The sequence below is a fragment of the Bacillus salipaludis genome, assembly GCF_004358205.1.
This window is the reverse complement of sequence record NZ_SMYO01000025.1, coordinates 34,042-49,006: the sequence shown is the minus strand read 5'-3', so window position 1 is coordinate 49,006 and position 14,965 is coordinate 34,042. Positions and strand designations below refer to the sequence as shown.

General features: G+C 40.4%; 11 protein-coding genes and 1 rRNA gene. 2 read left to right on the top strand and 10 right to left on the bottom strand.

Annotated features, from left to right (window positions below; all coding sequences use genetic code 11):
* Both E2K98_RS27290 and E2K98_RS27285 read right to left on the bottom strand, forming a co-directional pair.
* A 16S ribosomal RNA gene (locus E2K98_RS27290) occupies nt 1-152 on the bottom strand; the annotation flags it as partial.
* Between the two features lie 513 nt (nt 153-665).
* Nucleotides 666-5,009, bottom strand: a complete 4,344-nt coding sequence (locus E2K98_RS27285; RefSeq protein WP_235824947.1) for an alpha-amylase family glycosyl hydrolase — start codon at nt 5,007-5,009, stop codon at nt 666-668.
* A gap of 220 nt (nt 5,010-5,229) precedes the next feature.
* Between E2K98_RS27285 and E2K98_RS27280 the strand changes: the two genes are divergently transcribed.
* Both E2K98_RS27280 and E2K98_RS27275 read left to right on the top strand, forming a co-directional pair.
* Nucleotides 5,230-5,643: an NUDIX hydrolase gene (locus tag E2K98_RS27280; protein WP_235824946.1), complete on the top strand. Its 414-nt coding sequence runs from the start codon at nt 5,230-5,232 to the stop codon at nt 5,641-5,643.
* A gap of 109 nt (nt 5,644-5,752) precedes the next feature.
* Entirely contained in the window at nt 5,753-6,940 is a 1,188-nt protein-coding gene (locus E2K98_RS27275) for an MFS transporter (RefSeq protein WP_133339744.1), read from the top strand.
* 30 nt (nt 6,941-6,970) lie between these two features.
* Here the strand turns inward: E2K98_RS27275 and E2K98_RS27270 are convergent, their stop codons facing one another.
* The 8 genes from E2K98_RS27270 to E2K98_RS27235 all read right to left on the bottom strand — a co-directional run bounded on the left by E2K98_RS27270 (nt 6,971) and on the right by E2K98_RS27235 (nt 14,705).
* A complete protein-coding gene (locus tag E2K98_RS27270) occupies nt 6,971-7,756 on the bottom strand; it encodes an HAD family hydrolase (protein ID WP_133339742.1) in 786 nt (261 codons plus the stop codon).
* A 105-nt stretch (nt 7,757-7,861) separates the two neighbouring features.
* Nucleotides 7,862-9,040, bottom strand: a complete 1,179-nt coding sequence (locus E2K98_RS27265) for a glucose-1-phosphate adenylyltransferase (RefSeq protein WP_133339740.1) — start codon at nt 9,038-9,040, stop codon at nt 7,862-7,864.
* 188 nt (nt 9,041-9,228) lie between these two features.
* A complete protein-coding gene (locus E2K98_RS27260; RefSeq protein ID WP_133339738.1) occupies nt 9,229-10,299 on the bottom strand; it encodes a permease in 1,071 nt (356 codons plus the stop codon).
* Between the two features lie 275 nt (nt 10,300-10,574).
* Nucleotides 10,575-11,288 carry a chitin disaccharide deacetylase gene (gene chbG, locus E2K98_RS27255; RefSeq protein ID WP_133339736.1) on the bottom strand — a complete coding sequence of 238 codons (714 nt, stop codon included), beginning with the start codon at nt 11,286-11,288 and terminating at the stop codon, nt 10,575-10,577.
* Nucleotides 11,285-11,602 (bottom strand): PTS lactose/cellobiose transporter subunit IIA, encoded by a 318-nt coding sequence (locus tag E2K98_RS27250; RefSeq protein WP_372512769.1) that lies wholly within the window; start codon nt 11,600-11,602, stop codon nt 11,285-11,287. The genes chbG and E2K98_RS27250 overlap by 4 nt, the downstream gene beginning before the upstream one ends.
* A gap of 10 nt (nt 11,603-11,612) precedes the next feature.
* The gene (locus E2K98_RS27245) at nt 11,613-12,941 is read right to left on the bottom strand and encodes a 6-phospho-beta-glucosidase (protein WP_133339732.1); all 1,329 of its coding nucleotides are present in this window, start codon (nt 12,939-12,941) and stop codon (nt 11,613-11,615) included.
* 79 nt (nt 12,942-13,020) lie between these two features.
* Nucleotides 13,021-14,388 carry a PTS sugar transporter subunit IIC gene (locus tag E2K98_RS27240; RefSeq protein WP_133339758.1) on the bottom strand — a complete coding sequence of 456 codons (1,368 nt, stop codon included), beginning with the start codon at nt 14,386-14,388 and terminating at the stop codon, nt 13,021-13,023.
* A gap of 8 nt (nt 14,389-14,396) precedes the next feature.
* Nucleotides 14,397-14,705, bottom strand: coding sequence for a PTS sugar transporter subunit IIB (locus tag E2K98_RS27235; protein ID WP_133339730.1), 309 nt, complete (start codon nt 14,703-14,705; stop codon nt 14,397-14,399).
* Nucleotides 14,706-14,965: the final 260 nt, after the last annotated feature.

Sequence of the window (14,965 nt, the reverse complement as noted above, 5' to 3'; positions counted from 1 at the left end):
AAGTTATCCCAGTCTTACAGGCAGGTTGCCCACGTGTTACTCACCCGTCCGCCGCTAACCAACAGGAGCAAGCTCCTATTGATTCGCTCGACTTGCATGTATTAGGCACGCCGCCAGCGTTCGTCCTGAGCCAGGATCAAACTCTCCAAAAAAGAGAGACTTCTATCGCGGGGTGTTTTCCCCCGCGATGGTTAGTCGAACTTTCCGGGTATTTACGTGCAGTTTATCCGGAAGGATATTACTGCACGTTAATACGGGGGAAAGTTGATATAGCTCATTTGTTACGTTGGCTCATGTTCTCTATATAATAGAAGAAACACGATTATTATTGTTTGTTGACGTTTTTGTTTGTTTAGTTTTCAAAGAACAATTTAAACGAGATTTAATATCTTATCACATTACCTTTTTGAAATCAACATCTTTTTTAATATTTTCATTCATTTTTGAGGGAACTTTTATATCATACCATTTAAGTACCATTGATACAACATATAATTTTTTCCAAAACATCTTTTATCTATAATTCCTTTTCAAAAAGATTTTGATGTTCCAGAGTGGACTTTTTCTATATTACCACCACAACAATCATCCTTCAATATGAAAAATAATCCAATTTCAAAAAAGTGCCTCTATCCTACCAAGAGGACAGAGGCATTACTGCTTGATTACTTTTTTATAATCGTATATTCAATCGTCTTCGTATTTTTACTGATCGCCCCGCCATCGTTTTTAAAGATGGTTGATTGAGCAGTTTCTGATGGTTCAATATGAATCGAAAATTGGTTTTCCCCATCCTTAAGAGCAACATTATGAGAGAAGCTCATATCAGCATTAATCGGTACATTCTGACCATTAATCGTGAGGACTCCATCTTTAATGGCAGTTCCCTTTAATGTAATGCTATCACTTGAAACAGATTCTCCATCAGTATGCGAGGTAATCATAACTGGCTGGTCAATCCAGCGAAGGATTTTATCCTGAACCACCATCTGGTTGCCACCTTGATTTGTGACGACTACGGAAAGATCTGTACCCGGTGCTCCGTAGCCATAATAGCTGATATCATCATCATTTGGATTAGTAGGGGTGTGGTCAGCGAGACCTTCTTCATCCCACGTTCCATTTTTAACGTACTTATATGTCAGCACTTCCCCTTCCTCCGCTTCGACCGTATATTCATAATCATTAGTCACTGCACCGCCGCGCGTCATCGTCCAAGCTCCAGTATTCCAGCCATTTTTACTGCCCGGGATGGTAATATTCACTCCAAGCGGTGTATAAGACGGTGCATTCACCTTAAACGTCACCTTAACAGTCACAAGTTCAGGTGTAATGTTAACAGTATTCGATTTTACAACATTTCCTGCCTGGTCATAAATGTCCACTTCGTACTGATACGATTTTCCATTTATTACATTTATATCCTTGTATGAATCTGTACTAGAATCAAACAACTGATCAATGATTTCGCCATCACGAACAATGGCAACCATGTAAGGATCTTTCGCCCCATCAGCCTTCCAAGATAGATTGACCTGTCCCGACTCCTGTGCAGGCTGCTTCAAGGTTACTTTATCAACAGGAGCAGTGGTATCATCCCCTTTTGTAAACTCCGCTGTTTGTGCATCACTCACTGCCCAGGTCCGTCCTAAATCCGTTGAAATCGCATATCGATATTGATAGCTTCCTTCTTTTAATGGAAGGAAATTTGCACTGAAGGCATTCGCAGATTCATCTTGATTCACATAAATTGCTTCATAGTCAGACCATATATCCTTCCCAGGTGATTTCACCTGCAGCTTCACACGCAATCCTTCCATCTGGCCTTTTTCTGTCTCACCTTTTACAAAAATATTAGCGGTAACCGTTTGTGGTTTCGCAAGGTCGATCGTAGCAGGTTGCAACGCTGTAATGTGATCCAGCTTATAAAGACCATCCGTTAACTCCACATGCGGAATTACCGACTTCGCTGTTTCAACTTTTTCAGAGCTATTACCGTTTTTATCAAGTGCTGCAACGGCAAAATAATATTTACGGCCGTTATCCAATCCATCAATGGTTACAGAATTCCCCGCGGTTTCTTTTACTTGTTTATAAAAAGCTCCGGAAATTGTCGTTTGGTAAATAGCGTAACTTTTTGCATCGCCTTCCCAAGTTAGTGTTGCCGAGTGGCTTCCTTCTTTTACGGTTAATTCGCTAACTGCTTCCGGACGTTTTAGGTTCTGACCTTTATCAGAAACCAGCATCCGTCCGCTCATTGCAGGAACCGTAACTGTTAGCTTCCCGTCCTTCGAAACGGCAATGTACTTTTTATCAAGCTGATCCGTTAAAGAAATGCCATTTTTCAATAAATCTCCAACATTCAGTTCAACCGTTTTTGCTTCGCTTCCTCGGTTGGTCAGCACCACTGCGAAATTCTTTTTATCGGAGCGGGAAAATGCAAGCACATCCCCTTTGGCATAGAGATGGTTCAAATCGCCAAAGCTGAATAAATCATGATAATCGTTGCGCACTTTTCCTATTGATTGATAGTGTTTTACAAGATCCTTGTCTTCCTTCCCCCATGGATAGGTGCGGCGGTTGTCCGGATCCTTTGATCCCGTTACACCTGCTTCATCCCCGTAATAAACGGTTGGCACGCCGGCATATCCCATTTGCAGAATTGCCGCGAGCTTAAGACGTTGAATCCCGAGTTTTGGATTATAATTTTTATCCAGCTCCGCCCGTTCATAGGAATCCGTTCCATTCCCTAAGATAAAGGAAGCACGCGCAGTATCATGGGATCCCATTAGGTTCATCAAGGAATAAAAAGCTTCCTTTGGATAATCTTCATATACGGCATTCAGCTGATTTTCGGCCCCTTCTGCATTTCTATTTTTCAAATAATTAATCATGGCATCGCGGAAACGATAATTCATGACAGAATCATATTGGTCACCAAGGAAATACTTGGAGGCATCGTCCCAAATTTCCCCTAGAATTAATGGATCATCTTTCTTGCCAGTTTTCAGTTCTTTTCTGAATTCTCGCCAAAACTCAGGGTCCACTTCGTTTGCAACGTCTAAACGCCAGCCAGAAGCACCACGGTCAAGCCAGGTTTTGGCTACTGAATCCTTATCGTACATAATGTAGTTGGCAAACTGTTTATTGTTTAACTCTGAATTATAATCGACAGCTTCTCCAGGAATTGATTTAATTTCCGGAAGTGAATCATAGCCCCACCAACCCTGGTATTGATAGACACCATCCACTTTTTTGTTTTCAATGTTGAACCAGTTTTGAAAACCATACGGGCTGAAAATTTGTCCATCCGCTTTGAACTTTTCCTCTACCTGTTTCTTGGCATCGGCTTCTTTTACCCCTTTGTTCACTAGGTCATAAATGGCGGACCAGTATTCATAGGCTCCGACCGTTTTATATTTTCCGTAACGGTCAAAGTAAATCGAATCATCCCCGACATGGTTAAACACGCCGTCTAAAATTAAATGCATCTTCCGTTTCTTTAATTCCTTTGTAAAAGCTTGAAATTCTTCCGGCGTGCCGAACATCGGATCAATCGTTTTATAATCAGTTGCATCGTATTTATGATTAGATGCCGCTTCAGCAATTGGATTTAAATAGAGGGTGTTCACACCTAATGATTGAATATAATCAAGCTTTTTTTGAATTCCGGCAATATCCCCGCCAAAGAAATCATTGGACCATATTTTATCGCCATCATACCCATCCGTGCTTTCTTGACGAGGGTTGTCAGGCAGTTGATTCCAGCTGCGATGCTCAATCGGCTCATCGCCCCGGGCATTTGATTTTGCCTCATCATTCTTTTTATTTCCATTTAAAAATCGGTCTGGAAAAATCTGATAGACAACAGCTTCCTTCATCCAATCAGGAGTTTTGAACCCTGGGTCAAAAACGGTTAATTGGAATAAAGATGCATTTGATTCGGAAGCTGTCCCTTTTCCGCCTTCTTGGGTATCTTCACCGTATTCTTCTAGAGCATTGCCATCACGGGCAATAAATTTATAGCCATAAACACCTTTTTCTCCCGGCGTAAACGACGTTTCCCAAAACTCTACTTGTTTGCCATTCTGCTCAATCCATCCGGCATTTTTCATCTCGATGGTAGAGGTATTTCCAGTGTTATAGTTTTTAAGCTGAACCTTTGCACTAGTTAAATCCCCCTTTTTCTCTTGAAGACGAAGCTTCACCGTATCCCCCGTCTTAACTGCACCGAACGGTGAGCGGTAAGCTGTGTCCCATGTGTTGTGCAATAGCTGGTCCCCCTGGATTTTGCCGTCCGGCACTCCTGGGTCATAGTCCGTGTACACATCTTTTGTATCGTGATTATAAAAGAACGTAACGGTCGAATCCTTTAGGACATTTAAAACAAAATTGTTTCCAGGATAAGCAGGGGCTGACCAATCTTTTCCTAAAACGATCTTAAACTCGTATTTTCCTTTCGGCACTTGAGTGGTATATGTGTAAACATTATCTTGGTCCCCATCTTGTAAAATAGCAGTGGAATCGCCTGGGGACCAATCACTGCCGGCATTGATTTTGGGCTGGATATCCCCGACAAGTCTTGGCTTTTGCTCATCTGGCAACTCTAATGGAACGGTTACTTTATGCGTGTTATCATCGTAAATAAATTTAACTTTTGTTTCTTTTTCAAGACTCAATTTGTAATTTTCTCCACCTGCAACCCCATTCGCCCCATAATTTTCATCCCATGAGCCATTGATGGCAACTTTATATTCATAGTTTCCAGCAGGCAGTGTTCCTGTGAATATGTATGTTCCGTTTTCTTGCTGCTTCATTTGAGTGGCGGGGTCGGCGGGATTCCAATCACCCGATCCCCCAAGTTCAGTCTGCAAATCACCAACAAGGGTTACAACCCGTTCCGCTGCGTTTGTTTGTTTTGGGTTCATTAGCGCTGCGCCTGCAATCGTTTGCACAATGAGCAAAAAGAGAGTTAGCAAGTTTACAAACTTACTAGATTTTCTTTTCATAAATTTCCTCCTTTTCATTTTTATAAGTTTAGGCAAACGTTTGCACAAATATCATTAGAAAACGCTTACTTAAAAGCTATTATCTCACCTCGGTATTTTCAGAAAAATAGGACTATTTCACTGTTTTGTCAGATAATTCGACAGAATCCAAGAGTTTTAACCTTACAATTCATTAAATATAGAAAGTATTGCAATATATTTTAAGATGAAGGTGTTTTGGATGAACAAAATCGTTTTTGTAGTGAAGGGCGTTATTTTTCATAATGGCAAGGTTTTAATTGTTCAACGGGCAAGAACCAATAAAATTGGCCACAGTAAATGGGAATGTGCCGGCGGTAAAATCGAGTTTGGCGAAGATTTAGAAGCCGCACTTAAGAGAGAAGTAAAGGAAGAAACCGGTTTAGAGATTACGGTTGGAAAAGTTTTATATGCAACTACTTTTAGAAATGGTCCTTCCACACAGCTCATTATTCTAACCTATCAATGTGCGAGCGAAAATAGTGAAGTCACTCTCTCAGAGGAGCATTCGTCTCATAAATGGGTCAGCAAAGAGGAAATAAAAGGGTTCCTGAAGCCTGAAATTATTAACGATTTTGAGAAAAATCAGGTGTTTGCCCTTGAAGAGTGGGGCTGAATTTTATCCCTCCACTTCCCTAACAAAGAAAATTTCTCCCACTCCCCCTCCCAAGCACGACATTCTGGTAAAATGAAAGATATTTAGCAAACCGAAGGAAGTGAGTATCTTGAAATCCGGAAACGGGAAAATTTTGCTTGGGTTATCAATTGCCGCCTTTATGGGGCCGTTTACCCAAACGATCTATACACCAAGCTTGGGGGAGGTGGGACATTATTATCACGCAAGCCAATTTATGGTCAATCTAACCATCTCCTTATATACCTTTGTGTTAGCGACCAACCAATTCCTAGTTGGCCCACTGGCAGATACCCGCGGGCGAAGAGCGACCCTGCTTCCAGGCCTGCTTATTTTTATTGTAGGGTCCTTGATTTGTTTCCTCTCCCCCAACTACTATCTATTTCTATTTGGGCGGGCGCTGCAGGCATTCGGAATTACAACTGGCTCCGTCGTTGCAGCAGCGGTTATCGGTGATCTTTATCCACCAAAAGAACGAGGTAAAGCAATGAGCGTGTACCAGACGATGGTGTTCCTTGGTCCCGTTCTTGGTCCGGTCGTTGGAAGCTTTATCGCCGCCTCCGCTGATTGGCACACCGCTTTTGCTGTCTTAGCAGCCGGCGCATTATTTGCCTACTTTTATAATCGCGTCATCCTGCCGGAAACCCTATCGAAAGAAACAGCTCCTAGAAAAATCACGATTCAGACCTTTTTAGGAATCCTGACGAATCGGGCCGCTTTTTCTGTTTTACTTTTGGGCTTTGTCCAGTTTTACGGCTATTATATTTACCTTGTCTTTATTCCCGGCTTGTTAGATGAATTATTTCAGGTTCCATTGGCTGTAAAAGGGCTGTTTTTCCTCCCGCTTACCGCAGGAATCGTCATAGGTTCGCTTGTTGGCGGAAAACTTCAATCGTTCATGAGGCATACCTCCATTCTGATTTATACGGCCTATGGAATTGGAATCGTAGTAACCGTCTTTTGGGTGTGCCTGCACTGGGGTCTCTTAAATATACCATCCCTGATTGTCTTACTCCTTTTCTATGGGGTAATGCTCGGGATGAGCTTACCGTCCCAATCCACCTCGCTCGTCAATTTATTTGCCAAGGAAAAAGGAACCGCTATGGGAGTTTACAATTTTGTCCGGTTCACCGGTGCCGCGATTGGGCCGCTTCTAGGATCTGCCCTATTTAAACTCGGCGGCGATGATGCCTTATACATCACGTTATTCTTGTTCCTGTTATGCGGCGCAGTGGTTATCCAGAAGAGCAGCCGAGCAAACGAGGAATTACACGGATAAACAGTAAAAAAGCCAGGCACTTTGCCTGGCTTACTTTAATTCCTCGATAATTGAAAAAAGCTCTTCTAAATGTTTAATTTCATACGTAGGAATCACTTCGTTACGTTCCTTCTCATGGCGATTAATCCAAACCGATTGAATCCCAGCACGATTAGCCCCAAGTATATCAGTCATCAGGTTATCCCCTACCATAATCACTTCTTCTTTTTCCAGCTCCATTAAGGAAAGTGCATGTTCAAAAAGAGACGGATCCGGCTTTCCTCTGCCAAAATCTCCAGAAATCACGATTTTATCAAAATACGGTACCAGCTCAGGGGTAATCGTTAATTTCGTATTTTGTAAATCCGGTGAACCATTGGTTAAAAGCAGCAATCGATAATTTCCTTTTAGCGCATCCAATGTTTTAAAAGTTTCCTCGTAAACAAACGGTGTCTTCCGACGCTCTTCTGGAAAACGCTCTGCTAATTCATAGCCAAAATCAGGGTCATCCACTCCTAATTTTTTCAAACCTGCAGTCCAGGCATCCTTACGATATAGTGGAACCATTTCCTTCATTTTCGGGAACTCATCATGTTCATCTAAAAAATTCCCCCATAGTCCTTCAAAGGGGTTGATTCCGATCATTTGCGTAAAAGGATAGAATTCATAGGAAGAGTATAGCTTTCTGGCTTCTTCACGAACCGCTTCCTCCAATTGTTCATGATCAACACCATAACGTTCTTCCGCGACCTTACAAGTCGCAACAAATGCATCCTTCACGCTTTTTTGATCCCAAAGAAGTGTATCATCTAAGTCGAAAAAAATTGCTTTTAACATTTTGAACCTCACCTTGTGTTTGATTTATATTTTAATAGTTTACCATCTTTGAAATAAAAAAAATATAAAGAAAACTCGCCAATTTGGCGAGCAACAAAAATTATTTTACGTCATCACCATCTTCACCCTCGATTGCAGCTTAGATTGTTCAATCGCTAAATCAATCATTACATGATTCCCCACAACCATTAAGTGCCGTTCAGGGTTTTTTGAAAAAATAATCACTCCTTTTTTAATCAAGGATTGGCCGCCCACAACGGCATTTTCTATCCATACATTTTCTTCCACAATGGTTTTCGGCAGGATCACGGCATTTTTGATATGTGAACCCTTCCCGATTTTTACACCGTTGAATAATACGGAATTCTCAACAGTTCCGAAGATTTCACAGCCCTCGCTAATTAAGCTTTGCTGCACCTTTGCCCGTTCATCCAAAAATAATGGCGGGTATTGGCTAGCAACCGTTTGAATCGGCCAATCTGTATTTTGGAGAAAAATATTTTTTCCACGATCTAAAAGATCTAAATTTGCTCTCCAATAACTGTGAACGGTCCCGACATCCTTCCAATAATCCTTAAAAAGATATGCATAAAGCTTTAGCCGATCCTCAAGCATCGCTGGTATTAAATCCTTACCAAAATCCCGATGTTCCGCCTGCTCGGCCAAAATCAAATATTCTTTTAAAACTGGCCATTTAAAAAGATAAATTCCCATAGAAGCCAAATTAGATGATGGGTGATCAGGCTTTTCTTCAAAATCAAGGATGCGCATGGTAGCATGATTCATTTTTAGAAGACCAAAACGCTTGGCATCCGCCCATGGAACTTCAACTGCTGCGATAGTACAATCGGCATTAGTTTCGATGTGCTGTTCAAGCATAAGCGTATAATCCATTTTATAGACTTGGTCCCCGGAAAGAATAAGGACATGCTCAGGATTGTAATGCTCAATAAACTCAATATTTTGGTACACAGCATGGGAAGTGCCCTCATACCATTCAATACCATCATCATTCCGTTGATAAGGAGGAAGAATAGCTAAGCCTCCTTTTTGGTCAAATTGGTTGTAACTTCCAAGATGTGAATGTAAAGCAAGCGGCATGAATTGTGTCAAAATCCCAACAGTGTCAATCCCTGAATTTCTACAATTACTTAATGCAAAATCAATAATGCGGTATTTCCCGCCAAATGGCATCGCAGGTTTTACCATCGTGTGGGTCAGCAGATTTAATCGTGTCCCTTTTCCACCGGCCAAAACAATAGCAATCCATTTTTGCTTATTCATTTTTCACCCTCCTTGTTAAAACTTTCACAATCATGTGCCGCTTTTTTCCTTTCTCTAATACTATATTATCTCCTGTTTTTTCCATATTTTCAGTTTTCATGTGTCAGTTTTGTGAATTTTCACCACATTTTTATCGACTCATATTGACAAAAAAAATAGACACATGAAAACTCATGCGTCTACCTTTATTAAAGTATGAACATTCCTACGATTCCGCTCAGGATACCGATTACTACTGTCGAACCTGCGACGAAGAACAATACCTTTTTCGGAAATGATCTTGCAACAAGGATAAGTGATGGAAGACTAACGGATGGCAATGTCACTAAAAGTGCTGCAGCCGGTCCGCCGCCAAGTCCAAACGACATAAACGTTTGAATGATAGGAATCTCTGCTGCAGTTGGGATTACGAATAACATCCCTGCAATCGCAAAACCTAACACGGTAAGAATCCCATTTGCAGCTGCATCGCCAATATGCGGGAACAGCCACACTTTTACCGCACCCATTAACAAAACTGAAAGGATATAGGCTGGAATAATATATAACACCATGCTGCTCATAGCTTTTACCCATCTTGCTAAAAATGAACCTGATGCTTCTTTCTCTGCTTTTTCGAGCATTTTATCAAGGTCTACCACCTTTGAATTTGGTGCGAAGCGATTCGCCAAGTAACTCACACCGAACGTTAAGATGACACCAAAAATTAAGCGTAACAAGGTAAACTTCCAAGATAAAACAAATGTCATAAAAATTAATACGGCTGGATTAAGCGTAGGATTCCCAATCCAAAACGCAAGGCTCGCACCAACTGAGACATTCTTTTTACGTAGGCCGACAGCAATGGGTGCTGCACAGCATGTGCACATCATCCCTGGAAGTGATGCAAGTCCGGCTACAGCCGTACTGCCAAAAGAAGTTTTTCCAAGAACTTTTAACAGCCAGTTCGTTGGGACTAATACTTGAACTAATGAACCAATGATGATTCCGAGAATGGCTGCTTTCCAAACAGCATTAAAATAGGTCAATGCGTAAGCCCAGGCACTGTCCCATGATGCAGCTGGCAGATCCGCTATATCCCCTAAAATTGATGTACCGATGGAATGAGTAGTTGCTGCAAGAATGGATTTACCATAGTAAGGAACCCATTTTACATACGCTAATCCGGCAATCGCGATAAATAAAAATAAAATGGCATACACAACAGTCTTTTTGGAGTTAGGCTGCGGCGTTGGAATCGAACTATTCATTTGCGCCATGTTTCAAAACCTCCATTAAAAAAATCAACTTCTAAATTATATCACAATCTGTCAATCTATTAAGTCGATTTCCATCAAGCAAAATGTAAAAATGATGGCAATGGAGAGCGCTGTGTAGTGACATATAGTTCCCGTTCTGATGAATTTTTCAGCTGCTCAGGCACTGACCAAATAATGGATAGCACCTGGCAATTGGTTATTTAAAAAATGGATTGATTATTCGACAATCAATTCGACTGTCCGTCGAAGAAAAAAGACCTTCAATTACGAAGGTCTTAATTTAAATATAACATCATATTTTTTGGCAAAGTTACATGAGTTAAAATCTCAAACTCTGTTAATCTTTTAAATGTATAAGAAGAGCCCCGTAAAAGAATATTGTCCAAATAGGCAGGATGACACATAATTTCAACGATTTTGCCATCATCTATTCGTTCCGCCAGTTTATTAAAATAATCTGGTGCTACCCCTTCCCCATAGAAGTCAAACAGTGATAAGTCCGAAAAGGATTTTACACCATTGACCTGGATATGACCATTTCGTCTGACAGGTAAACCAAACTTCTCTGATAAGTTCTTTATTACCGGTTGAAATTCCTCGATAAAATGGACATGGTGATGGCTGTCGAAATGCGAAGGCTTAAGTCCAGATGAGATAAAGCGTTCAATCTGTGCAGTCCATTCCCTCTCTAGTTCATCTATTGAGATTTGATTTGCTTTAGGTAAATCGGACAATGAGTGAAAAAATCCCTCTTTATCAACCAAAGAAGGTACATCCTTCAGTAATGGTTTCCCGCACGTAAGAACAAGATGGATTCCTACTTGCAGTTCCGGATTTTTCTTCGCTAATCGAATCGCATGGTCTGTTCCAGTCAAATTCATCATCATCGTGGTCGAATTTACGATGCCATATAAATAACTATCGATTATCCCATAATTTACTCCAGGGCTAAACCCAAAATCATCTGCATTTACGATTAATTGAATCATGTTTTCCTTTCCGAAACGTGAATTCTATGATACAAATCGACCATTTCAGCAGCTAAATCCTTCAGGGTCATTGCATTCATTAAATGATCTTGCGCATGAATCAATAGCAGTGTAGCTTCTGTTTTTTCCCCTTTGATTTCACCTTGTATGAGCGAAGTTTGTATATGGTGTGCTTCATTCAAAGCTTTGGCCGATTCTGTTAGTTTAAACTTTGCCTCTTCAAAATCAGCTTGTTTTGCTGCTTGAATGGCCTCCATCGCAGCACTCCTGCCATTACCACCGTGGAGAATGATTTGAAAAACCACATTTTCCATGTTGTTCAAATTACGCCCCTCCTTTTTTAAAAAATTGTGGAAGATATTTTTGGTGTGCCTCAAGCATTTCATCAAGTATCATTTTAGCTATGCGGTCGCTTGGTACAAAAGGATTGATGGTCATTGCCAGTAAGGCAGTACCATAATCACCACTTATCGCAGCTTCAATCGCCACCCTTTCGAATGATTTCAACTGCTGTACCATCCCGCGGACTTGTATCGGCAGTTCCCCCATCACTAGTGGTTTCGGGCCATTTTTTGATATTATGGAACTGACTTCTACTGCTGAATCAATAGGAAGACTGGTGATTGCACCATTATTCCTTGTATTTACCGCCTGAATATCACATTTATCGGTATACATGGAATGAATCAATCGTACAGCTGCATCACTGTAATAGGCCCCTCCGCGCTTCTCTAGTTGTGGAGGCTTGATGGCAAGCTTGGGGTCTTGATATAAATCGAACAATTCCTCTTCCAGCTTTTTCACCACTTCCGCCCGTGTTCCACCTCGTTTAAAATTATTTAATTCTTCTTCCAGCATGTCACCGGCTTTATAATAATAATTGTGATATGGACATGGAAAAACGTCTAATGCCTTTAAGAATTCAGGCTCCCATCCCATTGCATGAATATTTTTCATCGAAATGTTGTTATTAGGATTTGTAATTAAGGAGATGACTTCTTTTTTAACCGATACGCCATCAATAAAAACATCCAATCCGTACACCATGTGATTTAAACCTGCAAAATTTATTCTTACTCTTTTATGGTCAATATCAAAAAGCTTTGCGATTCCCATTTCCATCCCAATTGGAACATTACATAAGCCTACTACTCTTTCAATATTACTGTAACGAAGGACAGCTTCTGTGACCATACCTGCAGGATTGGTAAAATTGATTAGCCATGCATTAGGACATAGTTCTTCCATTTCACGGCAAATATCAATGATTACAGGAATCGTCCTGAGGGCTTTGAATAAGCCTCCAGGTCCATTCGTTTCCTGACCAAGAACACCGTATTTTAACGGGATACTCTCATCTTTTCTACGGGCTTCTAATAATCCAACCCGAAATTGAGTGGTGACAAAATCAGCCGACTTTAATGCTTCTTTTCGGTCAAATGTTAAATGGACTTGAATAGGCAATCCTGCTTTTTCCACCATTCTTTTCGCCAAATTCCCTACTATTTCAAGCTTTCTCTTACCTTCTTCAATATCGACAAGCCAAATTTCCTTTACTGGAAGTTCGTGAAAATATTTAATGAATCCTTCTATTAGTTCAGGTGTATAACTTGAACCGCCGCCAATCGTTACGATTTTTAAACCTGACTTCATTCCACCACACCTCTGGTTGAGTCTATTAACAATAACAAATAATCTAAGAAAGTATTAAACCCATTATTTAAAAAATGGTCTAAACGTTTAAAGTGTCTGTTGATTGTGCAGGAGGATTCCCCTGTTCCTTCCTAGCTTCGATTCGGCCCTGTGCAATGACAAAGGGCAGATAAATGAGGATGGAAACAGCTAAATTCACGGCAGCTAATATTGCACCTGAAATATGTCCTCCAGTAGCAAGCAATCCGCCAACAATGGCAGGTGTAACCCAAGGAATATCTGCAACAATTGGATGAACCCAGCCTAAACTAACAGAGGTATATGCGATGATTGTCATTAAAATTGGTCCAAGGATAAATGGGATAAACCATAGGGGATTAAGTACAATTGGCAAACCAAAAAGAATAGGTTCATTAATTTGGAATATTCCTGGCGGTGTTCCTAATGCAAGTAATTGTTTATGACGCTTTCTTCCAGCTATAAACATAGCAATCAATAAACCGAGTGTAGCACCTGACCCTCCCAGATAAACAAATGCGTCTAAAAATGATCCGGCTAGAACATGATACTTGCTTAAATCATGTACCCCTTGTGCATACATATTCACATTGTCCTGTCCTAATTTTGTCATTAATGGCGTAGTGATGCCGCCAAGTAAATTAGGACCATGCAGACCAAGAATCCAAAATCCATGAACTAAAAATACAATTAAAATAGCAAATAATATGGAATCGACTGCACCTGTAAGGGGTGAAACAAGTACCTTATTAATCCAATCATTTAGATAAGCACCATCACTGATGAATTTTCTTAAAATGAGTCCGAATAAGCCAATGATAAAAATCGTTGCCATTCCGGGCAGCAGTTTCGCAAACGAACGAGATACAGCAGGAGGCACCCCATCCGGCAATTTAATCACTAAATACTTTATTTTAGCTAAACGAACGAATGTTTCCGTTGCCGCAATCGCTACGATAATTCCTGTGAATAGGGCCGTAGCATTGAAATAATTCCAGCTCACAAAGCCCCATGCCCCGCCTGTTACGGCTTTCCCACCATCAGGAGTGATAGAGACATTTGCCACTTGTGGAATCAAAACAAAAAAACAAGCTGCAGCTACAAGCATTGCTTCAAAGCCATCATAACCATAGGACCTTGCCAGTTTATATGAAATACCGACAACGGCAAAGATAGTCATAAATGCAAGGGTTCCCCACCAAATATCCCCACCAAGCGTTTTCCATGTTTCTCCAAAAATAGATACCATTAAATTCTCATAATATTTACCAATACCAGGAACAGCCCCTAAGTTATTTAATAACACAGATAAGGACCCAATCATGGTAATCGCGATCATCCCTACTAAAGCATCACGAATTGCAAGAAGATGCCGATTATTTCCAAGCTTATTTGCGAATGGCATAATAAATTTATCGATAAAATTCATCAAATGCATCATTCTCCTTTTATTAGATTAATAGCTTGTTTTAATATTTCCTCTCCATTGCATAGGCCATAATGTGTCGGGTTAATCGATTCAACCGGGATGCCCTTTAATTCTCCAACCTTTTTTAACTGGGAAAGTAAATAACGGACTTGCGGTCCAAGAAGGAGAACATCTGCATCATCAAGATGGGTATTCACTTCAGTTGACGCAACTGCCCATATTTTACAGTCCAAACCTTGAGCTTTTGCACTTGCTTCCATCTTGGAAACTAAAAGACTTGTTGACATGCCAGCTGAGCAGCAAAGTAGAATTCTCACTCATAATTCCCCCTTTGTCTAAAAGATAGCGTTTTCAAAAAAGATCAAACAAACGGTTCTACATAAACCACTTTTCTTTCTCCCCTTTCCATCGATAAATTAAAAGCATCTGAAAGTTTGATGAAACAATAATATAATCACATTGTAATAACAATTCAGAATATTTACAATACAATTTTTATAAATTTGTTATTTATTTTTAATTTGTAATAACAACTTAATGATATTTGTATTAATCGTTTATTATATTGTGAAATTTT